At 69.5% G+C, this 24,065-nt stretch carries 34 protein-coding genes and 1 pseudogene; 19 read left to right on the top strand and 16 right to left on the bottom strand.

Features of this window, described 5'->3' with window-relative positions; all coding sequences use genetic code 11:
- The first annotated feature begins 13 nt into the window (after window positions 1-13).
- Both AB0M48_RS20995 and AB0M48_RS20990 read left to right on the top strand, forming a co-directional pair.
- A complete protein-coding gene (locus AB0M48_RS20995) occupies window positions 14-244 on the top strand; it encodes a hypothetical protein (protein ID WP_363844391.1) in 231 nt (76 codons plus the stop codon).
- 7 nt (window positions 245-251) lie between these two features.
- Window positions 252-1,496, top strand: coding sequence for an RNA polymerase sigma factor (locus AB0M48_RS20990; protein WP_363844388.1), 1,245 nt, complete (start codon window positions 252-254; stop codon window positions 1,494-1,496).
- Here AB0M48_RS20990 and AB0M48_RS20985 read toward each other — a convergent pair.
- Complete coding sequence (locus tag AB0M48_RS20985) at window positions 1,493-2,083, bottom strand: LysE family translocator (RefSeq protein ID WP_363844385.1); 591 nt, start codon at window positions 2,081-2,083, stop codon at window positions 1,493-1,495. The two genes, AB0M48_RS20990 and AB0M48_RS20985, sit on opposite strands and share 4 nt — an antisense overlap.
- Window positions 2,084-2,206: 123 nt before the next feature.
- On the opposite strand from AB0M48_RS20985, the gene AB0M48_RS20980 reads away from it, so the two are divergent.
- Window positions 2,207-2,629: a VOC family protein gene (locus AB0M48_RS20980; protein ID WP_363844382.1), complete on the top strand. Its 423-nt coding sequence runs from the start codon at window positions 2,207-2,209 to the stop codon at window positions 2,627-2,629.
- Here AB0M48_RS20980 and AB0M48_RS20975 read toward each other — a convergent pair.
- Together AB0M48_RS20975 and AB0M48_RS20970 are read right to left on the bottom strand one after the other, a co-directional pair.
- Window positions 2,622-2,834 carry a helix-turn-helix domain-containing protein gene (locus AB0M48_RS20975; protein ID WP_363844379.1) on the bottom strand — a complete coding sequence of 71 codons (213 nt, stop codon included), beginning with the start codon at window positions 2,832-2,834 and terminating at the stop codon, window positions 2,622-2,624. The genes AB0M48_RS20980 and AB0M48_RS20975 overlap by 8 nt on opposite strands.
- Window positions 2,801-3,358, bottom strand: a complete 558-nt coding sequence (locus AB0M48_RS20970; protein ID WP_363844376.1) for a DUF6597 domain-containing transcriptional factor — start codon at window positions 3,356-3,358, stop codon at window positions 2,801-2,803. Before AB0M48_RS20970 ends, AB0M48_RS20975 begins: the two co-directional genes overlap by 34 nt.
- Before the next feature lie 98 nt (window positions 3,359-3,456).
- Here AB0M48_RS20970 and AB0M48_RS20965 point away from each other — a divergent pair, with 98 nt between their 5' ends.
- The 3 genes from AB0M48_RS20965 to AB0M48_RS20955 all read left to right on the top strand — a co-directional run bounded on the left by AB0M48_RS20965 (window position 3,457) and on the right by AB0M48_RS20955 (window position 7,963).
- A complete protein-coding gene (locus AB0M48_RS20965) occupies window positions 3,457-4,011 on the top strand; it encodes a TIGR03086 family metal-binding protein (RefSeq protein ID WP_363844373.1) in 555 nt (184 codons plus the stop codon).
- Between the two features lie 8 nt (window positions 4,012-4,019).
- Window positions 4,020-4,712, top strand: a complete 693-nt coding sequence (locus AB0M48_RS20960; protein ID WP_363844370.1) for an aspartate/glutamate racemase family protein — start codon at window positions 4,020-4,022, stop codon at window positions 4,710-4,712.
- Between the two features lie 188 nt (window positions 4,713-4,900).
- Window positions 4,901-7,963, top strand: a complete 3,063-nt coding sequence (locus AB0M48_RS20955) for a S8 family serine peptidase (RefSeq protein ID WP_363844367.1) — start codon at window positions 4,901-4,903, stop codon at window positions 7,961-7,963.
- A 65-nt stretch (window positions 7,964-8,028) separates the two neighbouring features.
- Here the strand turns inward: AB0M48_RS20955 and AB0M48_RS20950 are convergent, their stop codons facing one another.
- From AB0M48_RS20950 to AB0M48_RS20930, 5 genes are read right to left on the bottom strand one after another with little or no spacing between them, the layout of a single operon-like run.
- Window positions 8,029-8,445 (bottom strand): YciI family protein, encoded by a 417-nt coding sequence (locus tag AB0M48_RS20950; RefSeq protein ID WP_363845163.1) that lies wholly within the window; start codon window positions 8,443-8,445, stop codon window positions 8,029-8,031.
- Window positions 8,446-8,450: 5 nt separating this feature from the next.
- Window positions 8,451-8,849 (bottom strand): VOC family protein, encoded by a 399-nt coding sequence (locus AB0M48_RS20945; RefSeq protein WP_090062591.1) that lies wholly within the window; start codon window positions 8,847-8,849, stop codon window positions 8,451-8,453.
- A gap of 44 nt (window positions 8,850-8,893) precedes the next feature.
- Window positions 8,894-9,466, bottom strand: coding sequence for a TIGR03086 family metal-binding protein (locus AB0M48_RS20940; RefSeq protein ID WP_363844363.1), 573 nt, complete (start codon window positions 9,464-9,466; stop codon window positions 8,894-8,896).
- Window positions 9,467-9,470: 4 nt separating this feature from the next.
- A complete protein-coding gene (locus tag AB0M48_RS20935; RefSeq protein WP_363844360.1) occupies window positions 9,471-10,142 on the bottom strand; it encodes an RraA family protein in 672 nt (223 codons plus the stop codon).
- Window positions 10,143-10,152: 10 nt separating this feature from the next.
- On the bottom strand, window positions 10,153-11,313 hold the full coding sequence (locus AB0M48_RS20930; protein ID WP_363844357.1) for an MFS transporter: 1,161 nt from the start codon (window positions 11,311-11,313) through the stop codon (window positions 10,153-10,155).
- Between the two features lie 74 nt (window positions 11,314-11,387).
- On the opposite strand from AB0M48_RS20930, the gene AB0M48_RS20925 reads away from it, so the two are divergent.
- Together AB0M48_RS20925 and AB0M48_RS20920 are read left to right on the top strand one after the other, a co-directional pair.
- A complete protein-coding gene (locus AB0M48_RS20925) occupies window positions 11,388-12,125 on the top strand; it encodes a DeoR/GlpR family DNA-binding transcription regulator (protein WP_363844354.1) in 738 nt (245 codons plus the stop codon).
- On the top strand, window positions 12,122-12,670 hold the full coding sequence (locus AB0M48_RS20920; protein WP_363844351.1) for an HAD family hydrolase: 549 nt from the start codon (window positions 12,122-12,124) through the stop codon (window positions 12,668-12,670). The genes AB0M48_RS20925 and AB0M48_RS20920 overlap by 4 nt, the downstream gene beginning before the upstream one ends.
- A 5-nt stretch (window positions 12,671-12,675) precedes the next feature.
- Here AB0M48_RS20920 and AB0M48_RS20915 read toward each other — a convergent pair whose 3' ends face one another.
- Genes AB0M48_RS20915 through AB0M48_RS20900 form a run of 4 tightly spaced genes read right to left on the bottom strand, consistent with a single transcriptional unit; the run spans window position 12,676 to window position 14,948 of the window.
- Complete coding sequence (locus AB0M48_RS20915; protein WP_363844348.1) at window positions 12,676-13,338, bottom strand: hypothetical protein; 663 nt, start codon at window positions 13,336-13,338, stop codon at window positions 12,676-12,678.
- Between the two features lie 56 nt (window positions 13,339-13,394).
- Window positions 13,395-13,931, bottom strand: a complete 537-nt coding sequence (locus tag AB0M48_RS20910) for a vitamin K epoxide reductase family protein (RefSeq protein WP_363844345.1) — start codon at window positions 13,929-13,931, stop codon at window positions 13,395-13,397.
- Entirely contained in the window at window positions 13,928-14,524 is a 597-nt protein-coding gene (locus AB0M48_RS20905) for a thioredoxin domain-containing protein (protein WP_363844342.1), read from the bottom strand. The genes AB0M48_RS20910 and AB0M48_RS20905 overlap by 4 nt, the downstream gene beginning before the upstream one ends.
- 52 nt (window positions 14,525-14,576) lie before the next feature.
- The gene (locus tag AB0M48_RS20900; protein WP_363844339.1) at window positions 14,577-14,948 is read right to left on the bottom strand and encodes a hypothetical protein; all 372 of its coding nucleotides are present in this window, start codon (window positions 14,946-14,948) and stop codon (window positions 14,577-14,579) included.
- A gap of 89 nt (window positions 14,949-15,037) precedes the next feature.
- Between AB0M48_RS20900 and AB0M48_RS20895 the strand changes: the two genes are divergently transcribed.
- Window positions 15,038-15,298: a hypothetical protein gene (locus AB0M48_RS20895; protein ID WP_363844336.1), complete on the top strand. Its 261-nt coding sequence runs from the start codon at window positions 15,038-15,040 to the stop codon at window positions 15,296-15,298.
- Window positions 15,299-15,363: 65 nt separating this feature from the next.
- Here the strand turns inward: AB0M48_RS20895 and AB0M48_RS20890 are convergent, their stop codons facing one another.
- Both AB0M48_RS20890 and AB0M48_RS20885 read right to left on the bottom strand, forming a co-directional pair.
- Window positions 15,364-16,782, bottom strand: a complete 1,419-nt coding sequence (locus AB0M48_RS20890; RefSeq protein WP_363844333.1) for a carboxylesterase family protein — start codon at window positions 16,780-16,782, stop codon at window positions 15,364-15,366.
- 71 nt (window positions 16,783-16,853) lie between these two features.
- The gene (locus AB0M48_RS20885; RefSeq protein ID WP_363844330.1) at window positions 16,854-17,420 is read right to left on the bottom strand and encodes a TetR/AcrR family transcriptional regulator; all 567 of its coding nucleotides are present in this window, start codon (window positions 17,418-17,420) and stop codon (window positions 16,854-16,856) included.
- A 56-nt stretch (window positions 17,421-17,476) separates the two neighbouring features.
- On the opposite strand from AB0M48_RS20885, the gene AB0M48_RS20880 reads away from it, so the two are divergent.
- On the top strand, window positions 17,477-17,842 hold the full coding sequence (locus tag AB0M48_RS20880; RefSeq protein WP_363844327.1) for a hypothetical protein: 366 nt from the start codon (window positions 17,477-17,479) through the stop codon (window positions 17,840-17,842).
- Window positions 17,843-17,861: 19 nt separating this feature from the next.
- Here the strand turns inward: AB0M48_RS20880 and AB0M48_RS20875 are convergent, their stop codons facing one another.
- Entirely contained in the window at window positions 17,862-18,893 is a 1,032-nt protein-coding gene (locus AB0M48_RS20875; protein WP_363844324.1) for an NAD(P)-dependent alcohol dehydrogenase, read from the bottom strand.
- Window positions 18,894-18,984: 91 nt separating this feature from the next.
- On the opposite strand from AB0M48_RS20875, the gene AB0M48_RS20870 reads away from it, so the two are divergent.
- From AB0M48_RS20870 to AB0M48_RS20830, 9 genes and pseudogenes are all read left to right on the top strand, one after another.
- Window positions 18,985-19,572, top strand: coding sequence for a TetR family transcriptional regulator (locus tag AB0M48_RS20870; protein WP_363844321.1), 588 nt, complete (start codon window positions 18,985-18,987; stop codon window positions 19,570-19,572).
- A 95-nt stretch (window positions 19,573-19,667) separates the two neighbouring features.
- A pseudogene (locus tag AB0M48_RS20865) lies at window positions 19,668-20,542 on the top strand (helix-turn-helix transcriptional regulator).
- The gene (locus AB0M48_RS20860) at window positions 20,508-20,678 is read left to right on the top strand and encodes a DUF397 domain-containing protein (protein WP_363844318.1); all 171 of its coding nucleotides are present in this window, start codon (window positions 20,508-20,510) and stop codon (window positions 20,676-20,678) included. Before AB0M48_RS20865 ends, AB0M48_RS20860 begins: the two are co-directional and overlap by 35 nt.
- A gap of 88 nt (window positions 20,679-20,766) precedes the next feature.
- Window positions 20,767-21,231 (top strand): SRPBCC domain-containing protein, encoded by a 465-nt coding sequence (locus AB0M48_RS20855; RefSeq protein ID WP_363844315.1) that lies wholly within the window; start codon window positions 20,767-20,769, stop codon window positions 21,229-21,231.
- Complete coding sequence (locus AB0M48_RS20850) at window positions 21,228-21,590, top strand: metalloregulator ArsR/SmtB family transcription factor (RefSeq protein WP_319989108.1); 363 nt, start codon at window positions 21,228-21,230, stop codon at window positions 21,588-21,590. The genes AB0M48_RS20855 and AB0M48_RS20850 overlap by 4 nt, the downstream gene beginning before the upstream one ends.
- Entirely contained in the window at window positions 21,587-22,048 is a 462-nt protein-coding gene (locus AB0M48_RS20845; protein WP_363844311.1) for an SRPBCC domain-containing protein, read from the top strand. The genes AB0M48_RS20850 and AB0M48_RS20845 overlap by 4 nt, the downstream gene beginning before the upstream one ends.
- A 23-nt stretch (window positions 22,049-22,071) precedes the next feature.
- Window positions 22,072-22,833 (top strand): isocitrate lyase/phosphoenolpyruvate mutase family protein, encoded by a 762-nt coding sequence (locus AB0M48_RS20840; RefSeq protein WP_363845160.1) that lies wholly within the window; start codon window positions 22,072-22,074, stop codon window positions 22,831-22,833.
- A gap of 146 nt (window positions 22,834-22,979) precedes the next feature.
- Window positions 22,980-23,156, top strand: coding sequence for a hypothetical protein (locus tag AB0M48_RS20835; protein WP_170176235.1), 177 nt, complete (start codon window positions 22,980-22,982; stop codon window positions 23,154-23,156).
- A gap of 205 nt (window positions 23,157-23,361) precedes the next feature.
- On the top strand, window positions 23,362-23,571 hold the full coding sequence (locus tag AB0M48_RS20830) for a hypothetical protein (RefSeq protein WP_363844307.1): 210 nt from the start codon (window positions 23,362-23,364) through the stop codon (window positions 23,569-23,571).
- Here the strand turns inward: AB0M48_RS20830 and AB0M48_RS20825 are convergent.
- Window positions 23,558-24,052 carry an FBP domain-containing protein gene (locus AB0M48_RS20825; RefSeq protein WP_363844304.1) on the bottom strand — a complete coding sequence of 165 codons (495 nt, stop codon included), beginning with the start codon at window positions 24,050-24,052 and terminating at the stop codon, window positions 23,558-23,560. The two genes, AB0M48_RS20830 and AB0M48_RS20825, sit on opposite strands and share 14 nt — an antisense overlap.
- Window positions 24,053-24,065: the final 13 nt, after the last annotated feature.

Below are 24,065 nucleotides of genomic sequence, written 5' to 3'. Positions count from 1 at the left end.
ACGAGGAGGTCCGGTGCGGTTCATGGTCTTCGTCAGGAGCGCGATTCCGTTGACGGCACTGCACGGGGACGCGCTGGTGCGCGCGGGCGTGCTGCTCGACGCGGGTGACCTCGTCCCGGACGCGTCCGGGGTCTCCGGGTACTGGTTGATCGACGTGCGCGACCGCGAGGAAGCGGTCGAGCGGATGAAGCGCATCGCGCTGCCCGCGTGCGTCGTGGAAATACGTCAGGTGGCTGTGGTGTGATTCCCCCATGGGGGTTACCTCGGTGCACCGCACCATCGACGCGGTCTGGCGGATGGAGTCGGCGAAGGTCATCTCCGCCCTCGCCCGGTACACCCGCGACGTCGGGCTCGCCGAGGAGATGGCCCAGGACGCGCTGGTCGCGGCCCTGGAGCAGTGGCCGGCCGAAGGCGTGCCGCACAATCCCGGCGCGTGGCTGATGACCACGGCGAAGCGGCGTTCGATCGACCAGATCCGCCGGCGCGAGAACCTCAGCCGCAAGGTCGAGGAGATCGGCCGCGACGTCCAGGAAGCCACCCCGGACGCCAGCGAGGGCATCGACGACGAGATCGGCGACGACCTGCTGAGCCTCATGTTCACCGCCTGCCACCCGGTCCTGGGCACCGAGGCGCGCGTCGCGCTCACGCTGAAGATGCTGGGCGGCCTCAAGACCGAGGAGATCGCCCGCGCGTTCCTGGTCAGCGACGCGACCGTGGCCCAGCGCATCGTGCGCGCCAAGAAGGCGCTCGCCGACGCCGGCGTGCCGTTCGAGGTCCCCGAAGGTCCCGAACTCGCCACCCGGCTCGCCAGCGTCCTGGAGGTCATCTACCTGATCTTCAACGAGGGCTACTCCGCCACCCGGGGCGACGACTGGCTGCGCCCCGAACTGTGCGCCGAGGCGTTGCGGCTCGGCCGCGTGCTCGCCGAACTCGCGCCCAAGGAGGCCGAGGTCCACGGCCTGGTCGCGCTGATGGAGATCCAGGCCTCCCGCACCAAGGCCCGCACCGGCCCTCGCGGCGAACCCGTGCTGCTGCTCGAGCAGGACCGGGGCCGCTGGGACTGGCTGCTCATCGGCCGCGGCCTCAAAGCCCTCGAACGCGCCGAAGCCCTCAACCAGCCCCCCGGCCCCTACTACGTGCAGGCCGCCCTCGCCGCGTGCCACGCCCGCGCGCGCAAGGCCGAAGACACCGACTGGCAACGCATCGCCACCCTCTACCAGGTGCTCGCGAGCATCTCGCCGTCCCCGGTCGTCGAGCTCAACCGCGCCGTGGCCTTGTCGATGGCCTTCGGCCCCGCCGCCGGCCTCGCACTCGTCGACGAGATCGCGGGCGAGAAGGCGTTGCAGGGCTACCACCTGCTGCCCAGCGTGCGCGGCGACTTCCTGGTGAAGCTCGGGCGCAACGCCGAGGCCAAGGCCGAGTTCGAGAAGGCGGCCGCGCTCACCCGCAACGAACGCGAGCGCACCCTGCTGCTCGAACGCGCCGCCGCCTGTTAGGTGAGCGCCAGCTTCAGGCCCAGTGCCGCGAACGAGGCCGCGAAGAACCGCCGCAGCCACACCATCACCCGAGGCCGCGCGAGCACGCGGTCGCGCATCGACGCCGCGAACACCCCGTAGACGGCGAACACCGCGAACGTCAGCGCCATGAACACCGCGCTCAGCGTCACCATCTGCCCGAACCCGGTGGCGAACTGCGGCAGGAACGCCACGAAGAAGATCGTCAGCTTCGGGTTGAGCAGGTTGATCAGCACCGCCGACACCACGACCTTGCGCGCCGACGCCGGTGCCGCCGCGGTGTCCACGACCAGTTCGCTGCGGTCCCGCCACGTCGCCCACGCCAGGTAGACGAGGTACGCGACGCCCAGGTACTTCACGATCTCGAACGCCAGCGCGCTCGCGTGCAGCAGCGCCGCCAGCCCCGTCACCGTCGCCAGCACGTGCGGCACGATCCCCAGCGTGCAGCCGAACGCGGCGATCACGCTCGCCTTCCGGCCGTGCGCGAGACCGGCGGACAGCGTGTACAGCACACCGGTGCCGGGGGTGGCGACCGCGATCAACGTCGTGATCAGGAATGCGAGGTTCATGCGGTGAACTCTGCCGCGCAACCGGTCCAGATGACAGAGCCACAAATCGCCCATCAAGTTGGACCACTTCCGCTGTCGAGAACGCGGCGGCGGCTCCGTCCCCTGGGCATGAGCATCAAGAGCATGCACCACGTCGGAATGACCGTCACCGACCTCGCGGCCGCCGTCGCGTTCTTCGAGGAGCTCGGCATGGAGCTCGAGGGCAAGGCCCACATGGAGGGCGCGTTCGTCGACGGCGTCATCGGACTCGAGGGCTCCAGCAGCGACATCGCGATGATGAAGACCCCGGACGGCCGGTACCGCATCGAGTTCAGCCAGTTCCAGGCCCCGCAGAGCATCGACGGCAGCTCCCGCGGGCCGATCCACGCCCTGGGCCTGCGGCACATCGCCTTCACCGTCGACGACCTCGACGACACGCTCGCCCGCCTCGAACCGCACGGCGCCGAACTGGTCAAGAACGTCGAAATGTACAAGGACGTCCTCAAGACCTGCTACGTCCGCGGTCCCGAGGGCATCCTCGTCGAGCTGTGCGAGTACCTCACGTGAGTGCCCGCGCATACGCCGTGGGAGAGACACCGACGGTCTGCGTGAAGTCCCGGACGAGGTGGGCCTGGTCGCTGTAGCCGAGGTCAGCGGCCAGATGCGCCCACTCGACGTCCGCCTCGGCCCGTTCCAGCGCCTCGTGGATGCGGTACCGCAGGATGACCCACTTCGGGCTCACCCCGACGTAGTCGGCGAACAGCCGCTGCATCGTGCGCACCGCCACGCCGCAGTCCCGCGCGAAGTCCGACACCCGCCGGATCTCCCGGTCGTCCCGGATCCGTTGGACCAGCTCCATCGCCAGCGTCGCCTGGGCATCGGGCACGGGTCCGAGCCCAGCAGGAACGCGTCGAGCGCGGCCACCCGCTCGTCCTCGTCCTCGACGTCCAGCACCAGCGACGACGGGACGTCGAGCCGCACGTGCCGCCCGGTCCACACCGACACCGGCTCGGCCCGGAACGGCCGGAACCCACCGGGCCGGAACTGCACGCCCGCCACCCGGATCCGCCCGTCGAGCACCCGGCTGAACAGCCCCAGACCGACGCCCGCGACCTCCGGCTGGGCGAATCCGCGCTCGAAGACGATGTTCACCGACGGATGCGGCACGACGTGCGAGGTGTACGGCGCGTCCAACTGTCCGTCGATCAGCCAGTAGTGCTCCAGGTACGGCTGCAACTCCGAGCAAGGCATCCGGCGGCGGAACCGCACGCGGGCGAACAGCTCGCGCGCGTCCACGATCCCCCGAGTGTCACGACGCGGTCCCTGCACAGCGCGATCCTAGGTTGGCGCGTTTTTTCAAGAGGGACGAGACGCCCGGAAATAGGCTCGGCACCATGAAGCTCAGCGTTCTGCTCGACCGAGCCCGTGACCGCGTACTGCCCGTCGTCGCCGGCATCACCGACGACGACCTGTCCAAGCCCACCCCGTGCGCCGACTACGACGTCCGCGCCCTGCTCGACCACCTGCTGCACGTCGTCGTGGAGTTCCAGAAGCTCGCCGCGAAGCAGGACGCCGACTTCAGCCACACCCCGTCCTACCCGGACTGGCGCACCCGCTACCCGGCCGAGTCCGCGAAACTCGTCGACGCGTGGGGTGAGCCCGGCGCGACCGACGGCATCTCCGGCAGCATGCAGATGCCCGCGCAGACGGTCGGCGAACTGGCGCTGCTCGACCTCACCGTCCACGCGTCCGACCTCGCCCAGGCCACCGGCCGGCACTTCGAGCCCGACCCCGAGGTGCTCACCGCGGTCGCCGATCTCGTCGCCCGGATGGGACCGATGGCCGTCGAGTGGAAGGTCTTCAAGGAACCCGCCGAGGCACCGGCCGACGCGTCGCCGTTCGAGCGGCTGCTCGCCGCCACCGGCCGCGACCCGCGCTGGAGTGCTTGACTGGCCCCATGTTGACGATCGGGATGCTGGGCGGGATGAGCTGGGAGAGCAGCGCGGAGTACTACCGGCTCGCGAACGTGCTCGTACGGGAACGGCTCGGCGGGCTGCACTCGGCGAAGCTCGTGCTGCACTCCGTGGACTTCGCCGAGATCGAACGCATGCAGGTCGAGGGCAGGTGGGACGACGCGGGCAAGGCGCTCGCCGAAGCCGCCGCGCACGTCCAGGCAGGCGGCGCCGACTTCCTGCTGATCTGCACCAACACCATGCACAAGGTGTTCGACCAGGTCCAGGCCGCTGTCGACGTCCCGGTGATCCACCTCGGCGACACGACGGCACAGGCGATCAAGCAGGCCGGCCTCACCACGGTCGGCCTGCTCGGCACCGGCTTCACCATGGACCAGCCGTTCTACCGCGAACGCCTGGAGGACCACGGCCTGAAAGTGCTGCTGCCGTCCACTGAGGACCGTGCGACCGTGCACCGGATCATCTACGACGAGCTGTGCGTCGGCATCGTCCGCGAGGAGTCCCGCCGGGCCTATCAAGACGTGATCGCACGGTTCGAAGGGGCACAGGGCGTGATCCTCGGCTGCACCGAGATCGAACTGCTGATCACCCAGGCTGACGTGCCACTTCCGGTGTTCCCGACGACCCGCCTGCACGTCGAGGCGGCCGTCGAACGGGCGATCCGGACAACTCTGTGAACAAGTGATGTGATCCAGGCCGCAACGCGGCCACCGAACGAAGTGTCTTAGTCACTGAGGGCTATTCCTTCTTCAGTGAACTAGGGGAGTTCGCGTTGAAACGATCACACATCGCCGCAGGGCTGACGGCTGTCGTGGTTGCCGCCACGGCAGCCGTTCCCGTTTCAGCGGCACCGCAGGAGCAGCAAGTGCGTGCCGACGGGCTGACCACGAAGGTCACGCTCGTCACCGGTGACGAGGTCGTCGTCCACAACGGCAAGGTCCAGGCCAGGGGCGCCAAGGGCAGGGAGAACGTCGGGTTCCGCTCGTTCAAGGACCCGCGCGGCGACCTGCACGTCGTCCCGCTCGACGCCCAGGCGGGGCTCAACTCCGGCGAGCTGGACGAGCGGCTGTTCGACGTCTCGCTGCTCGCCAGATCCGGCTACGACGACGCGGCCGGCAAGACCATTCCGCTGATCGTGCAGGGGCAGGCGATCAGCGCGGCGAACGCGGAGTCGTTGCCGAGCATCGGCGCGCACGCGATCACGGTCGGCAAGGATGGCTCGTTCTGGGCCGGTGCCCGGGCGGCGGGCACCGGCAGGATCTGGCTCGACGGCAAGGTCACCGCGTCGCTGGACCGCAGCGCCGCGCAGGTCGGCGCGCCCCAGGCGTGGGAGAAGGGCTTCACCGGCAAGGACGTCACCGTCGCCATCCTCGACACCGGCGTCGACGAGACCCACCCGGACCTCGCGGGCTCCGTCGTGGAGTCGAAGAACTTCTCCGACAGCGACACCACCGACGACCGGGTCGGCCACGGCACGCACGTCGCGTCCACCGTCACCGGCGACGGCAAGTACAAGGGCATCGCGCCCGACGCGAAGCTCATCAACGGCAAGGTGCTCGGCGACTACGGCGGTGGCCGGGAAAGCGACATCATCGCCGGCATGGAGTGGGCCGCGGCCAAGGCCAAGGTCGTCAACATGAGCCTCGGCAGCTCGTGGCCCGACGAGGGCACCGACCCGATGTCGCTCGCGCTCAACCGCATCACCGAGCAGACCGGCGCGCTGTTCGTCGTCGCCGCGGGCAACTCCGGCGGCACCATCGGCTCGCCCGCGTCCGCCGACGCAGCCCTCACCGTCGGCGCCGTGAACCGTGACGACACGCTCGCCGAGTTCTCCTCCCGCGGCCCGCGCTGGGTGAACAACGCCGTCAAGCCCGACATCACCGCGCCGGGCGTCGACATCGTGGCCGCGAAGGCCAAGAACGGCCAGATCGGCACGCCCGTGGGCGACGGGCACGTCGCGCTGTCCGGCACGTCGATGGCCACCCCGCACGTGGCGGGAGCCGCGGCGATCCTCGCTGCCAAGAACCCGGCGTGGAAGGCGGAGGACATCAAGGCGGCGCTGATGAACAGCGCCAAGCCCAACCCGTCGCTGACCATCTACGACCAGGGCGCCGGACGTCTCGACGTCGGCCGCGCCGTGTCCGCCGGGGTCTCCACGAACCACGGCAGCCTCACGCTGGGCACCGCGCAGTGGCCGCACGACGACGACAAGCCCATCACGCAGAAGCTGACCTACCGCAACAACGGCACGTCCGACGTGACGGTCGACCTCAGCGTCGCCGAGGTGAAGCCCGCCGCCGCAGGCCTGTTCAGCGTCTCCCCGGCGAAGCTGACCATCCCGGCCGGTGGCACGGCCGACGCCACGGTCACCGCCGACACCAAAGCCGCCGTCGCGGACGGCATCTACGGCGCGGTGATCCTGTCCTCCGACGGCGTGCGAGTGCCCGTCGGCGTCGTGAAGGAGGTCGAGAGCTACGACGTGAAGCTCACGTTCCTCGACCACAACGGCGCGCCGACGCAGTACTACGACTACCGGTTCGTCAACGTCGACCAGGCGCAGGCGTACTTCCGCTTCGACCCGTCCGGCACGCTCGTGCAGCGCCTGCCCAAGGGCAAGTTCTTCCTCGACGGCACGATCAGCACGCGTGACCCCGACCCGGCCAAGGGCGGCCTGATCACCACGCTGACCGAACCGGCGCTGGAGGTCACCGGCAACACCGAGATCGTGTTCGACGCACGGCAGGGCATCCAGCCGGTGATCTCCGTCGAGCAGAAGGAGGCGAAGTCGGCGTCCGCGGGCCTCGGCTTCCTGATGGAGGCCAACTGGGGCGAGACCGGCGGAACCTGGTACCTCACCAACTTCGACTCGATCCGCGTGCGCCCGTCGAAGACGTCGTGGCCGAAGTTCGAGTTCTACGCCGAGTCCGTGCTCGCCAAGCCGGACACCAACGGCAAGTTCGACGGCAGCCCGTACCAGTACCACGTGCGGATCAGCGAGAAGACCCGCGTGCCGGCGGACCTCCAGCGCTCCGTGAAGGACCGCGAACTGGCCCGCGTCAACTCCGTCACGCACGCCCGCGTGCCGGGCTCGATCGGCCAGCGCGACAACGGTGCCTCCGGCCCGCTGCCGTTGCGGCTCCAGGAGTTCTACACGCCGGGCGTCGAGTGGTCCGGCGGGCTGACCGAGTTCACGAAGCTCGGCGAGTGGCCCAGCCTCGGCTCGCAGTACTCGGTCGCACCGCGCGTGTTCAAGCTCGGCCGCACCACGACCGAGCACTGGAACAGCGCCGTCTACGGCCCAGGTGTGCCGCACGCGCCAGGAACCGTGCGCTTCGCCGGACGCGTGGGCAACCTGCTGCGCCTCGACCTGCCCGTGCACAGCGCGCAGGGCATGTACGGGTACTCCTCGCCGACCACCGGCCGCACCACCGTCACGGTGGACGGCCAGGTCATCTCCGACCAGCCGGAACCCGGCTACGCCTACCTCCCGAACGTGCCGGCGGAGAAGAAGCGCTACACCGTCCACACCGAGGCGACCCGCGACTCGTTCTCGTCGAAGGTCACCGCGGACTGGTCGTTCCACTCCGAGCACGTCGCCGGCGATCTCTACCAGTCGGTGCCGTTGCTGGCCGTCCGGTTCGCGCCCGCGCTGGACGAGAACAACCGCGCCGGTCGCGTCGTCACCGTGCCGATCACGGTGGAGCGCAACGGAACGGGCCCCGTCACGAACATCAAGGACCCCGCTGTGCAGGTGTCCTACGACGAGGGCAAGACGTGGAAGCCGGTGCCGCTGCGCAAGACGCGGGCGGGCTGGCAGGTCACGCTGATCCACCCGCACGGGGCCAAGAACGTGTCGTTCAAGGCTCGGGCGGCGGACGCGGGCGGTGACGTCCAGCAGACGATCATCCGCGCGTACGACCTGAAGTAGCCTGCCTGGTTCGCACGCGGGGGCCTTTCGTACTGCATGTCAGTACGAAAGGTCCCCGCGTGCTGTCAGCGCTGCTGCTGATACGGGGCGAGGGTGTCCTGGTCCACGTCGGGCGCACCCATGATCGGGTGCACCTCGATCGGCTGGTTCAGGAGGTTCCCGCCCGGCCCAGGGCACGCCGAGGCCTTGTGGGCGATCTCCAGCAGCCGTTCCTGACTGGCGACGTCGACCACCCAGTACCCGGCGATGACCTCCTTGGACTCCGCGAACGGCCCGTCGACCACGACCGGTCCGGCGTCGCTGCCCCGCACCACGAACGCCCGCGCGGGACCGCTCAGCCCTTCGGACTGCAGCAGCTCACCGGACGCGCGCAGCTCGGCGTCCAGGTCGCGCATGTAGGCGATCATGCGGTGCATGTCCTCGTCGGACCAGGCGGCGAGACCCTCCCAGTCCTCCTGGCTGCCGCCGTAGCTGACCAGCATGTACTTCACTTCCACTCCCCACCGGTAGCGCGGGCCTTGATCTCCTGCACGGCCCAGCTGTTGCCGTCCGGGTCGTCGAAGAAGATGAACGACCCGCCGTCCGCCTCGTTCATGCGCACGATCTCGCCGACCTCTACGCCGCGCTCGACGAGCTGCGCGCGGGCCTTCTCCAGGTCCGACACGACGAGTTGCACGCCCTTCAACGTCCCCGGCTCGCCCTTGACGATGCCCTTGCCCATGACGATCGAGCAGCCGGAACCGGGCGGGGTGAGCTGCAGGACGCGCGTGTCCTCGTTGAACGTCGTGTCGTGGTCGACCTTGAAACCGAGCTGCTCCTCGTAGAAGCGCTTCGACCTGTCGAGGTCCGACACCGGTACGACGACGACTTCCAGGGTCCAGTCCATGTCATTCCTCTCAGCGGCTGCCTTGTACGCACCCGTCGAAGTGCTCAGAGATTTTTCGACATGGGGTCCCGGCCCACATACCCGAGGAGTTTGTCCTGCAGCGGAGCGTCGTCGGGCACCGGGATCTCGGCGCCGTAGACCTCGATGCCGGGGCCGAACGCGCCGGGTGTGCGGAAGCGTTCCATCAGGTCGGCGGGCACCGACGTCGCCGTGGCCCAGAGGCGTTCCACGTCGGCCGCCGGGATCGTCTCGTCCTGGCCGGTGGCGCGGGCGAGGTCCCAGCCGTGCAGCACCAGGTCGTCGCTCACGACCTGGTCGACGTGGTCCTGCAGCGTCATCGGGCCGGCGGGTGTGGAGACCTCGCTGCCGGCTCGGTCCGAGTCCAAGGCTTCCTGGACCTGGCGACGGGCTTCTTGGAAGTCCGTGAGGGGGTCCTCGGTGCGCGGGATCGGATGGCCGAGCATCACGCCGTGCATCTCGATGACGTGGTCCACGACCTCAAGTGCCGTCCACTGCGCACACGGTGAGGGGTTGTCCCATGCGTCGGGTTTCACCTGGGCGACCTTCGCCTCGAACGCGTCCGCGCGAACCCGGTATCTGGCCGAAATCGATGTCATGGCCTCACTCCTCGACGGCGCCGCCGATCTTGCGCAGGTGTTCGCGGAACGTCAGACCGCTGTCCAGGTACTCGCTGAACCGCAGCTGGCCGCGCAGGGACTCACCCTGCCGCACGCGGTCCGCCTGCGCTCGTTCGACATCCCGGATGCCGCGCGCCTTCTCGATGAGCGCGGCGGCCTCGGACGCCGGCACGAACAGCACGCCGTCGTCGTCACCGAACGCGATGTCGTCGGAGGTGACGGTCCACTGGCCGACCTCGGCCGTCGAGAGAGCCTCCGGCGCACGGTCGCGCAGGCTCAACGGCCCCGTGGGGTTCGCACCGAGGCTGAACACCGGCAGCCCGATCGCCCTGATGTCCTGGGTGTCGCGGTGCAGCCCCCAGATGGCGACGCCCGCGAGCCCGGCCTTCTGCGCTTCGAGCACGATCAGGTCGCCCACGCAGGCCTCGTCCGTGCGGCCGTCGTTGTCGACGACGAGCACGTCGCCGGGCTCGCTGCGTTCGATGGCCTCCAGGAAGACGTCGACGCTGCCCGCGTGCCGGGCGGGCAGCACGCGGCCACCGGTCTTCGTGCCGGGGATGACCGGCGTCAGGGAGACGGTGCGGACCGGGATGTCCGCCCGGATGCACGCGTCGGCGAGGTGTGCGGTGGTGAGATCCAGAGTGGCGAGATCCATGCGCGCATTCTTACGCCGTGACCTTCTCCTCGGCGGCATCATTGCGCAACACGCCCGCGGACAGCGCCGCGATCAGGCACAGCGCGACCGGGAGCAGGAACGCGATGTTGAGCGGCACGAGGTGGGTCAGCCAGCCGATCACCGCCGGTCCCGCCAGCACGCCGAGGTAGCCGAGACCCGCGACGCGCGAGACGTTGGCGGCCGCGGCACCCGGTTCGGCGTGCCCGGCCGCGCTGAACAGCTGCGGCACCGTGCCCGACAGGCCGATCCCGGCGATCGCCCAGCCCACCAGCGCCAGCCAGATCCACGGCGAGAGCGCGGCCGTCGCGATGCCGGCGGCACCGATCGCCGAGCCCCAGCGCAGCACCGCCATCGGCCCGATCTTCGCGGTGACCCGGTCCGCGAGCAGCCGGCCGATGGTCATCGTCGTGGCGAACGCGCCGTAGGCGAGCGCGGCGATCTGCGGGGACGCGTCGAGGACGTCCTGCAGGTGCAGCACGCTCCAGTCGTTCGCGGCGCCCTCGCTCAGCATCACCAGCAGGGCGAGCACCGCCATGATCCAGATCCGGCGGGGAGCCTTGCGCTTGCCGGCCTGCTCGGTGGCGTGCTGCGACTCCTTCTCGTCGAGCAGGAACCTGGCGGTCACGAGGCTGACGACCACGCCGAGCACAGCCGCGGCGCCGAGGGTCGTGGCGGGGGAGAGCTCCCAGCTCAGCGTGCGGGCACCGGTCAGGGCGGCGGCCACACCGCCCAGCGACCACGTCGCGTGGAACGCCGACATCACCGGACGCTGGTAGTGCCGCTCCACCACCACGGCGTGCGCGTTCATGCTGACGTCGATCAGCCCGTTGCCGATGCCGAAGATGAGCAGCGCCGCACCGAGCGTCCACTGGTTGACCGCCGCACCGGGCAAGAACGCCGTCACGCTGCACACGACACCGGCGAGCGGCACGACCAGCTTCACGCCCACGCGGTCGGTGAACTTGCCGCCGAGCCGCATGCCGATGAACGCGCCCAGGCCGAGCAGGAGCAGCAACCGGCCGAGTTCGGCGTGCGATATGCCGGTGCGGTCCTCGACCGTCGGGATGTGCACGAGCCACAGCCCGAGCAGGAACCCGTTGAGGGCGAAGTACGTGAAGGTGGCGACCCGCGCGGCCTTGAGAGCGTTCACTTGCCACACGCTAACGAACGATTCGCATGTTCGAAAGATTGAGTTTCGAACATCACTGATGTTCAATCACGACCGTGTCCCGACTGAAGCAGATCACCGAGGCAGTCCGCGACGCCGGCTCGCTCGGTGTGGCGGACCTGGCGTCGCTGACCGGCGCCTCCGAGATGACCATTCGCCGTGACCTGGAGGTCCTCGCAGCTCAGGGCGTCCTCGAACGCTACCGCGGCGGCGCCAGGAGCCTGCTCCTGCGCGGTTCCGAACCCCCGTTCGCGCTGCGCTCGGACGAGAACACGCCCGCCAAGCGCCGCATCGCCGCCGCCGTGGCCGCCCTGATCGCGGACGGCGAGTCGGTCGTCCTGGACAGCGGCACCACGTGCCTCGAAGTGGCCCGCCTGCTGCACGACCGACGCCTGACCGTCATGCCGTTGTCCCTGCACGCCGTGAACGCCCTGTCCTCTTCTTCGACCCTGACGTTGCTCGTCCCCGGCGGCCGCCCACGCCCCGGCGAGCTCGCACTCACCGGCCCGCTGACCCTGGCCTCGTTGCAGGCGTTGCGCTTCGACACCGCGGTCATCGGCTGCTGCGGCCTCTCCGCCGAACACGGCCTGACCGCCTTCGACCTGGAGGACGCCTCGGTGAAACGAGCCGCCATCACCTCGGCCCGCCGCGTCATCGCCGCCGTGGACGCCTCGAAACTCACCCGCACGGCCCTGGCCCACGTCGTCCCGGTGTCCTCTTTGGACGCCGTAGTCACCGACGCGGAAGGCGACGACGGCCTGACCGCCGCGGGCGTCGCGGTGGTGACGGCATGATCGTGCTGTTCGACATGTTCGGCGTGATCGCCCGCGACCAGTCACCCGAGGTCATGGCCACGATGAGCACCGAACCGGAGTTCTGGGACGCCTACTGGGCCCACCGCCCCGCCTACGACCGCGGCGACGTGACAGCCGACGAGTACTGGGCCCTCGTGGGCCACCCGCCGCTGGTCGAGAAGGACGTCGCCAGCTGGAGCCGGGTCGACTACGAGATGGTCGCGCTGCTGCACGAACTGCACAACGCGGGCCGGCGCATCGCGTTGCTGTCCAACATCCCCGAGGACCACGCCCGGAACTTCGAGCGCACCTACGCGTGGCTCGACCTGTTCGAGGTGCGCGCGTTCTCGTGCCGGATCGGCCACGCCAAGCCGGACCGCGCGGCCTTCGAGTGGTGCCGTGACGCGCTGGGCGACGACGACATCCTGTTCGTGGACGACCGGCTGGAGAACGTGCGGGCCGCGGAGCTGACCGGGATGCGCGGGCACCACTTCACGGGAATCGGCGGGCTGCGCACGCTGCTCGGTACTGCCAAGAGTGCCTAGGGACGTCAGCGGATCGGATACCCGGTCGCGACGATCTGGTCGGCGACGGCGGCCAGGGTGGTGCCGGGGTTGAGCGCGGTCACGACCTCCGCGGTCAACGGCTGCCCGGCGTAGACGTGCCGCACCGCGTCGAGGTCGACCGGCATCTCGTAGTAGTCCTGCGCCCAGTCCTGGAAGGCCTCAGGCGTGCGGTCGGTCAGCAGGGAGAACAGCCAGTCGGCCCCGTCCTCGTCCCCGTCGGGGAAGGTGATGTCTCCGTGCCGCCAGGCGGTGTCGCTGTGCTCACGCCACAAACACACCGTCACGGACGGCGTGCCGAACTCATCGGAGAACGCCGGTTCCTCCACGCACTCCCGGAACACGTCGGGCACGGAGTCGAGCACACCGGGCCACGGCTTCTCGTCGTCGGTGGCGTAGGGGCTCATCGGCGACTCGTGGTCGAACCCGCGCACGTACGCCCCCGCGGCCGTGAACGTGACGGAGTACTCGTTGCCCGAGCCGTCGTTCATGGACGCCAACTCCTCACCAAGCGCCCAAGCCATGTCGTAACGGTGGTGGCGCTCGTCGCTCTCGGGGTCGAGCACGACGTCCAGCGCGGCCAGCGCACGGCACAACGCGCGCAGCTCCGGGATGGCGGGCAGGAGACGAGCGACGTCGTATGCGGTCACGCCGACATCCAAGCAGCGGTCCCAGCCTGACGAATGCCAGGCTGGGACCGCTGCTGCTAGACGAGCGACGACCAGTAGAACCAGAACGCCTGCAGCACCCCGCCCGCGATCACCAGGTACCACAGGATCAGCACGACGCTGTGGAACTGGAACGTCGGCCTGATGTTGCGCAACGTCGTGTACCAGAAGATCGGGATCATCACCGCCCACACGACCATGCAGTACGGGCACAGCGCGCCGATCTCGTACAGCGACTGGAAGATCAGCCAGTGCACGAACAGCACGCCGGACGTCACGCCGACCTGCAGCCCGATCCACACCCACGACGGCAGCGACACCCCGGCCAGCAGCAGCACGCCCAGGGTCGTCACCACCGCGAAGCCCGCGATGCCGAGCAACGGGTTGGGGAACCCGAACACCTCGGCCTGGGCGGTCTTCATGATCGAGCCGCAGCTCAGCACCGGGTTGATGCTGCACGTCGGCACGTAGAACGGGTCCTTGAGCAGCGCGATCTTCTCGATGGTCAGCACGAACGACGCAAGCAGGCCGACGAACCCGCCGGCCGCGAGGACCCAGGCGACGATCCGGTTCACGAACGCGCCTTCTCGATCGCTGCCTTCAGCCCGTCGTAGGTGGGCGCGCCGGTGAACTTGGTTCCGTTGATGAAGAACGTCGGCGTGCCGGTGACGCCGGCCTTGCTGCCCTCGGTGCGCTGGGCGAGCACGCGGTCGAGCAGCGCCGGGTCGTCCAGGGCCTTGTCGAACGCGGCCTGGTCGAGGCCGAGCTGCTGGGCGAAGCCGGTGAACGCGGCGCGCTGCGACGTCTGTCGGCCGCCCCACTCCTGCTGCGCGTCGAACATCACCCGGAACATCTCGTCGCGCTTGCCCTGCGCGCCCGCGGCCTCGACCGCGACGGCGGCCAGTTCGGCGTTGCGGTGGCTGGGAATGGGGAAGTGCCGCACGTCGAACGTCACGCGCTCGCCGTACTCGGTCTTCAGCCTCTCCACGCCGGGGTAGGCGGCGCGGCACGACGGGCATTCGAGGTCGAGGTACTCGACGACGGTCACCCTGCCGTCGGCGGACTGGGGTGCCGCGGTGGTGTCGTTGCGGCTGAACAGGAGGAAGCCGGCGACCACGACCGCCACGACGGCGACGATGATCAGGGACAGACGAGCGTTTTTCGACATGGCAGAACTCCACGTGTGGCGAAGGAAGACGGACCCGCAGAACGGGTTCGGCCTAGGCGCGCAGCACGCAGAGCTGCGTCAGCCGCACTTCCAGCCGACGTGAAGGAGGGGACAGAACAGCGGGCAGGCGCACCGAGAGCACCTGGAACGAGCCGGACCGCCGCAGCACGGCGAGCCCGATCAGCACGGCGAGCGCCACCACCAGGCAGGCTCCGGCGACGAGGATGCCCTCGATCAGCCCGCCGTCGTCGGTGGGAGCGGAGTGGGCGACCGCGTGCGTGCTCGACGTCGGGCACTGGGCGGTCCAGGCGAACTCCGCCTCGCACGGCGTGCCCTGCATCATCGCGATCCCGGCGACCAGCGCGAGCACGGCGAAGACCCGCGCGAGATACGCGCGGGTTCGCGAGCTGCGGGTGCCTGGCACGTGATCCAGGGTAGCGATGTCGCGCCTAGGCTCGTGCGCATGGGGGAGAAGCTGCACGAATCGGCCGGATCGCGATCGTCTCCCAGCCGATGCCGGAAGAACTGGCGCCGCTCGACAGGACAGCCGGCGGATGCATCCCCGGTCTGCTGCGCGCCTACCTGCCGTTGAGCCGCGGCGCGCAGGCCGAGGTGCGCGCACTCGTGCGATCGGTTCCTCGGCGAAACCGCACGAGCCCCGAGGCCATCCCGGCCAGGTTCGACGGCGACGGCCCCGGCCCGCTCGTAATGCGCCTGCTGGGCAACCGGAACATGAACCAGGCCGCCGTCGCCAAGGCGGTCAACGTTCGGTGATCTCTCCGCCCTGCTCGACGTCCCCGCCGCCGACCTGGCGACGCTGAGTCCGCCGAGGCCATGGCCTAGTTCCAGAACACCAGCCTGTGCTCGGCCGCGTAGTCGACGGGTCCGATCGCGCCCGGAGCCAGCGACTGCACGTACTGCCCCTCCGAGAACCGCGGCCACCCCGGTGTTCCGGTGCGGGCGAAGTCCGTCCACGCCTCGATCATGTGGTCGGACAGGCCGCGGTCCTCGGTGAAGTCCTCATCGGGGAACAGGTAGTCGATATCCGACGAGTGGTTCGCGCCGTGCAGTTCCTTGGGGAACTCCGGATTCGTGGCCGCGTTGCGGTCAGCGAACTCGAACGCGTAGACGGGCGCCTTCTTCGCGTAGAGCGTGTTCTGCCGGAACGTCGCACGCGCCCACATGCGGTCTGTCAGCACGGTCGCCCACGCCTGCTTCGGCGATGCGAACGCGCTGGCCGGGTACTCGCGTTCGATCTCGGCCGCGCGGCCGGGGAACGCCTCCCGCAGCAGCCGCGAGTAGTCCTCAGTGGACATCGGGTCCGGACGGAACAGCCCGACGAAGCTGTTGTGCTCGTCGCGCGTCGCCCCGGCCAGGATCGGTACGCCGGCGAACTCGCCCGCCTCCAGCGAGTCGCCCGGCAGCCGGGGCAGGACTGAGCCGCCGTAGCCGACGGGCTGGAAGATGTTCATGATCTGCGAGTGGTCGAGCAGCTTCTCGACCGGCAGCCGGCGCAGGCACTCGACGTCCGCGCAGCCCAGTTCGGAGCTGATCACCGCGCCGATCTCCTGGATCTCCGGCACGGGCCGCCACGCGAGCGACGGCAACGCCTCCAGATCCGGGTACCAGGCGCCGCGCGGCACGTCGACCAGCGTGAACGAGCTGTGCATGATCGCCTTGTGGAACAGCGGCCGCTGGCCGATCAGGTGGGCGCCGACCGCGGTCGCGCCGAACGACACCCCGAACAACGTCACGTTGTCCGGATCTCCGCCGAAAGCGGCGATGTTGCGTTGGACCCACTCCAACGCCGCGCGCTGGTCCAGCAGCCCGAACTCACCGGAGTGCTCGAGTCCCGGTAGCCCGAACCCGCCGAACACCCCCATCCGGTAGTTGAACGTCACCACGACGACGTCTCCTTGCCGTGCGAGGCGTTCCGCGTCGAAGTAGTGCCCGGCGCCGATCGCGCCGTCGCCGTGCACCCACACCAGCACCGGCTTGCGGCCGGTGGCCGACGGGGTCGTGACGTTGGCGAAAAGGCAGTCCTCGTTCGTGCTCTTCGTCTCCGAGTAGCTGGACCCGACCTGCGGACACGGACTGCCGGGCTCGAAGGCCTTCCGCACCCCGCTCCAGGCCGCGGCGCGCACCGGCGGCTTCCACCGCTCGGCGACGGCGTACGGGACGCCCTGGAACCGCAGGTGCCCGTCGCGCTGTTCCCCCTTCAGCCGTCCAGCGTCGGTCTCCACAATCTCCGACGGCATGGCTTCCCCCTTCCCGCATGCGCTCACCAGCAGCAATGCGGCGATCAACAACGTGCCCCGACGCACGATGATCAACCCCCTGTGGCCAGATCGACGGCCGCGACCAACTCCCGTTCGCAGACGTCGAGATCGAGTGACCCGGACCGCAGCACGACGCCGTTGCGCATCGCGAGGACGAACACCGCCATCACGTCCGGGTCGAACACGCGGAACTCGCCGGCCTGCTGCCCCTGTCTGAGCAGGTCGGCGAGCGCCACGTGATCGGAGTCGGCGATGCCCCCGTCCGTCACCGCCGCGTGGGCCCTGATCCGCAGGAACGCCACCATGTCGGCGCGGTGCTCGCGCAGGAACGCGATGTTGGCGCTCAGGAACGCCCGCAGCTCCTCGCGAGCGCTCGCCTGGCCCATCCGCGCGTGCACGAACCCTTGGAAGCGCTCCAAGATGTCCGCGAACACGACGTCGACGAGCTCCTGCTTGTTCTTGAAGTGGTACGAGATCAGCCCCGTGCTGCTCAGCCCCGCACGCGCCGCGATGGCCTTGAACGACGTTTCCGCGTAGTCCAGCTCCGCGATCGTGGCGATCGCCGCCGCCACGATCTGCGCCCGCCGGGCCTGCTCGGTCACGGACTTTGCTCGCATGAGCAAAACTTAGCACGCCTGAGCAAATCAGGTGCGCTCGTTGTTGGGATCGGCTTGTGACCAGGAGATCTCCGCAGGAGAAGAAGGCGTTGAGCTACGCCAGGGACGCCCGCAACTCCTACGGGCAGAGCGACAAGGGCTCGCGCAAGGCCATCGCCAGGAACAAGCGCGTCAACGTCCGGGCGGACCGGCGCCGCGAGCACGTGGTGCTCGTCCAGGCCCTTCCCGATGACATCGAGTCCGAGCTCAAGCGCGAACGTCTCCCGTCGAAGCGCTGGCGCAAGTTCGCGGACGCACCGCTCGCCGATGTCGTGGCCGAGAAGCTGCGGTGGCGAGCCGCCGCGGGCATCATCGACGAGGACCAGGCGGAAGCGAAGATCGCCAAGATGCCGCGGGCCAGCCGCCGGACGCCCTGGAAGTGATCAGCGCTGTCGCGGCACGTCAGTCCAGGTCGGACAGGTCGAGGACGAACCGGTGGCGGACGTCTCCGCGGTCGAGCCGGTCGAGGGCCTCGGCGACGCGGGCGGACGGCAGGACCTCGACGTCGGCGGTGATGCCGTGGGTGGCGCAGAACTCCAGCATGGCGGCGGTGGCGGGAAGACCGCCGCTGCCACCGGAGCTCAGCTTCTTGCGGCCGAGGAGCAGGTCCATCGTCTCGACGGTGAGGGTGCCGAGGTAGCCGACCTGGCTCAGCGTCCCGTCCATCGCCACGAGCCGCAGGTACGGGCCGAGGTCGTGGGGGACCGGGATGGTGTCGATGAGAACGTCGAACCTGTCGCGGGCCGCCTCGGTGCTGTCCCGGTCGGTGGAGACGACGACGTCGCGGGCACCGAGCCGGATCGCGTCGCTCGCACGGTCGGCCGACCGGCTCACGACCGACACCTCGGCACCCAGCGCCGCCGCGAACTTGACCGCGAGGTGGCCCAGCCCGCCCAGGCCGGCCACCGCGACGCGCGTTCCCGGACCGACACCCAGGGCGCGCAGCGGTTCCCACACGGTGATCCCGGCGCACAGCAGCGGCGCCGCGGCCGCCGGGTCGAGCCCGGACGGCAGGGGATGGGCGAACCGCTCGCGCACCACGTACTCGCGGGAGAAGCCGCCCAGCGTCGTCGTCCCGTCGTGGCGATCGGTCCCGCTGTAGGTGAGCGTGGGGAACTCACGGCAGAAGTTCTCCTGACCCGCCGTGCACATCGTGCACACGCCGCAGGAGTCGACGATGTTGCCGACCGCGACCGGGTGACCGACCCGGAACTCGGTCACCTCTGAGCCGACGTCCACGACCACGCCGGTGAACTCGTGACCCGGCACGAGCACGTCGTCGCCGTTGTGTGCCCGCAGCGAGTGCAGGTCGGTGTGGCAGACCCCGCAGAAGTCCACGCGCACCGCGATGTCGTCGGGCCGCAGGTCACGGCGGGACAGCGGCACTCGGTGCAGCGCGTGTCCGTCGGCCTGCCAGCCGGTGGTGCTTCGCATGACTCTCCTCAAACAGACTGTTCGGTCTACTTGAAGCTACCCCTCGGAGCGCGGCAAAGTAAACCGACTGTTCTGTCGGTACAGTGCAGCCATGTCCGACCAGCAGCTGACCGCCCGTGGCGCGGCCACGCGGCAACGCATCATCGACGTGGCCACCCGCGAGTTCGCCGAGCACGGCATCGCCGGAGCCCGCATCGAACGGGTCGTCGCCACGGCACGCACCAACAAGGCCCAGCTCTACGCCTACTTCGGCAACAAGGACGGGCTGTTCGACGCGATCTTCTTCGGCTCGCTGGAGCGGATCGTCAACGTCGTGCCCATCGACGCCGCAGACCTGGCGGACTGGGCCGTGCGCCTCTACGACGAGTACCTCGAGCGCCCCGAACTCATCCGGCTCGCGACCTGGGCGCGCCTGGAACGGCGCCCCACCGGCCACCTGGTCGCCGACACCGATCGCCTGGACCAGAACAAGCTCAAGGCGATCACCGAGGCGCAGCAGGCCGGCCTGATCCGGGACGGCGATCCGTTCGACCTGATGGCCATGGTCATCGCGATGTCGATGGCGTGGTCGCCGGTCAGCAACGTCTACGCGGCCACGGCCGACGAACCCGCCGAGACCCACGACCGCCGCCGGGACTTCCTGCGAGACAGCGTCCGCCGCGCGGTCGCGCCGGCCTAGGCCGGGAGTTTGGAACTCATCCAAAGGGAATGCTTTCAGGTTGACCTGCGGCGAATGGGTGGAGCCAAACGGAACGCCGCCTCTACCGTCCCTGCATGCCTTTGCGGAGATCAACGGTGCGCGGCCGCGAGTTCGGCGACGCGATACGGGCGTTGCTGCGGGCGGCCGACCTCACCAACCGGGCCGCCGCCGAATTGCTGGGCTGGCAGGAAGCCAAAGTCTCGGAACTGGTCAACGGCAAGGAAGGCGTGAGCGACGTCGACCTGGCCAAGTTGCTGGGGCTGTTGCGCACGCCGCCCGACGAGTTCGACCACCTCATGGCGCTGCACCACGACGCCCACATCAGAGACTGGTTGCAGCCGGCGGGTTCCGGCATGCCGGACCGAGTGAGAACGTTGCGAGAGCACGAGAAAATCGCTTCGGAGATCACCGGCTGGTCGATGAACGTCGTGCACGGCCTGGTCCAGGTGCCTGACTACACCTGGCACCTGGCGCTCGCCAAGCCGTTGGACGAAAAGGCCGCGCGAGTGGTGGTCGAGAACCGGGTCGTTCGCCAGACAGCCGTGCTCGACGGAAACCGGACAGTCAAGATCTCATGCACGAGCAGGCTCTGCGGCTGCCGGTCGGCGACACGGGGGTGATGGCGGAGCAGCTGCACCACCTGCTGCGCCTTTCAGTGCGTCCGCATCTGACGATTCGCTTGATGCCCACCACTTTCGGGCCACACGCCGGGCTTGCAGGCGACTTCGACCGGTTGAGGTTCAAGAAGATCCCCGAGCTCGTCTACGTCGAGAGCGAAGGAGCTAACGTCTTCATCGAGGATCAAGCTTCCGTCGCCCGCTACGACACCGTCCTGAAGTCACTCGATCGGACGGCGTTGGACGAGGTCCAAACGAGGAAGCTGATCACCGACATCATCGGTGAGGAGTTCGAGCATGACCAGGTGGCAGAAGAGCAGCTACAGCGCTAGCGACGGCAACTGCGTCGAGGTGGGGCGCGGCGTCGGCATCCGCGACAGCAAGGCTCCCTCCGTCGAACTGCCGCTCACGGCTCACCAGTGGGCACCGCTGCTGCAGTTGGCCAGGACCCAACCCGCGGCGAAGTGACGTCTGCGCAACCAAAGGTTGCGCAGACCGGGCGATCCAGTTAGCTTGAGATGCAACCGATGGTTGCACTTCAAGTGAGGAGGACCGCGTGGAACACGGAAGCATCGAACGCGAGCTGCGCATCGACGCCAGCCCCGAGGTGGTCTACGAGGTGGTCAGCTCTCCCGAGCACCTGCGCGAGTGGTGGCCCGACGACGCCGAGCTCGACCCCGTGCCCGGTGGCACCGGCACGATCACCTTCGGCGACCCGGCCTCGCCGGACGCGAAGGTCGAACACCTCACGGTCGTCGAGGCCGACCCGCCCCGCCGGTTCGCGTTCCGCTGGATCTACGACCGGGGCGCGTCGCCGGCGCCGGGCAACTCGCTGCTCGTCACGATCGACATCGTGCCCTCCGGCGACGGCACGCTGCTGCGCTTCAAGGAGACCGGGTTCCGCGAGCGCGGCTGGGAGGCCGCCGTGCTGGAGCAGGCCTACGCCGATCACGTCCGGGGCTGGGACCACTTCCTCCCGCGTCTCGTCGCGCGGGCCGACAGCCTGGTCGCGCGGCCGTGAGCACGGCGATCGACGACGACCTCTGGTCCGCGGTGGGCGACCCGACCCGCCGCCGGATGCTCGACCTGCTGCTGAGCGACGGGGGCGGCACCGCGACCACGCTGAGCGAACGGCTCCCGGTCACCCGGCAGGCGGTCGCCAAGCACCTCGGCGTGCTCGACCGCGTCGGACTGGTGCATTCGACGCCGGCCGGACGTGAGCGCCGCTACGAGGTGGACGAGGCGCAACTCGCCCGCGCGGTCGCCCAGCTGACCGCGGTCGGCACCACCTGGGACGCCCGGCTGCAGCGGATCAAGCGGATCGCCGAGCGCATCCAGCGCGGCACAGCGGATCGAGAGACAGGATCGGATCAGTCATGACGACGCAGGTGCCGCGCACCGAGCGCGGCTACTCCACTTCGTACACGGTCGAGCAGTCGCCGGACGAGGTCTACGCGGCCGTCCTGGACGTCCGTGCCTGGTGGACGGGCGAGGTCGAGGGCCGGACCGACGAGGTGGGCGCCGAGTTCACCTATCGGCATCCCCCGCAGCACTACAGCCGTCAGCGCGTGACCGAGCTGACGCCGGGCCGCCGCGTGGTCTGGCAGGTCACGGACAGCCTGCTGTCCTTCGTCTCGGACCCGGCCGAGTGGACCGGCAGCGAGATCGTGTTCGACATCGTCCCCGTCGGCGGTGGTGCCGAGCTGAGGTTCACCCACGTCGGTCTGGTGCCGGACGTCGAGTGCTTCGGCGCGTGCTCCACGGCCTGGCTGCACTACGTCAACGGCAGCCTGCGCAGCCTGGTCACCACCGGACAGGGTTTACCGGATCCGTGGTGACGACCGAGGAACAGGAGAACGTCATGTCCGATCTGGCCGCCAAGGCCGAGCTCCTGCGCTCGCTGCACGTCCCGGGCGACCCGCTCGTGCTGCCGAACGCCTGGGACGTCGGTAGCGCCCGCACCGTCGCCGACGCGGGCTTCCCCGTGATCGCGACGGCGAGCAACGCGATCGCCGCGGGGCTGGGGTACGACGACGGCGAGGGAGCACCGAGAGAGGAGATGATGTTCGTCGCCGCGCGCATCGCGGCGTCGGTCGACGTTCCGGTGACGGTCGACGCCGAAGCCGGGTACGGACTCGCTCCCGGCGAGTTGGTCGAGCTGCTGACCGGGATCGGTGCCGTCGGCTGCAACATCGAGGACACCGACCACGCGAACGGCGGCCTGGTGGACCCCGACGTGCGTGCGGCCTACATCGGGGAGATGCGCGCCGCCGCGAACCGGATCGGGGTGCCGTTGGTGATCAACGCGCGGATCGACTCCTTCTTCCCCGCCTCGCCGTTCACCGGGGACAAGAGGCTGACCGACGCCCTCGGCAGGGCACGGGCGTACTGGGCGGCCGGTGCGGACTGCGTGTTCGTGCCAGCCGCCGGGCCTGAGGACCTCCGCGCGGTCGTCACCGAGGTCGGTGCCCCGGTGAACGCCGGGCTGCCGTTGCAGGGCGGGTCGCTGGAGGCGCTTCGTGCGGCCGGGGTCGCGCGCGTGTCCGTCGGTCCGCAGCTCTACCGCAGCGCGCTCGGTCACCTGCGCGCCGACCTCGGGCAGCTCGGCGGGCCCGCAGCGTGACGAGCGATGTGCCGTCCGGCGATTCCGGGCGGCACATCGCTCGATCGTCCCGACCCGCCGAAGGTCGGGTTTCGCGTAATTGCCGCCCGTGAGCGCCGTCACAGGTGCATGCTGTGTGCACCAGCTCAACCCGAGGACTGATGACAATGACGAGTGCGACCGCGGGCTCCCGCCACAACTGGGAGACCGACCTGGAGCGCTATCGGACCAGGGCGGTCCAGGTGCTCGACACGCACCTGCCCGCGACGACCGGCTGCACCGAGTGCGGCGACCCGTGGCCCTGTGCCCGCGCGTGCTCCGCGGAGTTGGTGCTCGAGCTCTGAGACCTGCCGGTGTCAGAAGGTCTGGCTGCTGACGATCGCCAGGAAGATCCCGACGGCGACCAGCGCGAACAGCAGCGAGAAGACGACGCCGAGAAGCCGCCTCACCACGCCGGCCGGACGGCGGCGACGCAACTGGTCCTGGTAGGCGGCGTTGCGGTGGAAGGTCGCGCTGTTCTGCCGGACCTGCTGCTGGTAGGTCTGCCCTGTGACCCTGGTGTTGTCATGGTCGCTCCCCGAGCACGAGCAGAACAGGCTCGGCTTCAGTTGCACGGCGGTCGGCCTGCGCGACGGGGCGGGCACCCTCGTCGGCGTCCTCGGCGTCACCGGGCGCACCGCGAACCTGTCCGTTCAGCGGCTGGCCCGACCGCTGCGCACCGCGGCGGAGGACATCACCCGCACGCTCATGACGAGCTGACCCTGGCGAAGAACGCGGCGACGTTCGCGATCGTCCGCTCGATCTTGGCCTCCAGGCTGATCGACTCGTGCATCCGGCCACCGAACCCGGCGTCCTTGCGCCCTCGCAGGTACAGCGAGCACGCCAGGTCGGCGCAGACGTAGACGCCGACCGTGTTGCCCAGTTGCCCGGACTTGCCCGCCTTGCGCGCGCTCATCAGCGACACCCCGTCACCGGAATGCGTGGTCAGGCACCACGAACACATGGTCTTGCGCACCCGCCCGGACTGCGCCGCCCGCCGCAGCGCGATGCCGGCGAGCCTGTCGTCCAGTTCGGCCACGAGGTAGGAGCGGTCGGGCGCGGCCGGGTCGGTCCAGCCGAGGAAGTCGAGGTCGTCCCACGGCCGCTCGCCCAGATCCTTGGGTACGTGCATGCGCTTCGCCTCGCCCTTGGTGGAATTGACGAAGGACGCGCGTATCTCGTGTTCGGTCAGCGGCTTCATGACCACGGACGCT

The sequence above is a fragment of the Lentzea sp. NPDC051208 genome (assembly GCF_040682435.1).
Taxonomy (GTDB): Bacteria; Actinomycetota; Actinomycetes; order Mycobacteriales; family Pseudonocardiaceae; genus Lentzea; species Lentzea kristufekii.
Note: the sequence above shows the minus strand (reverse complement) of the source record. Positions and strands in the feature narration are given on the sequence as shown.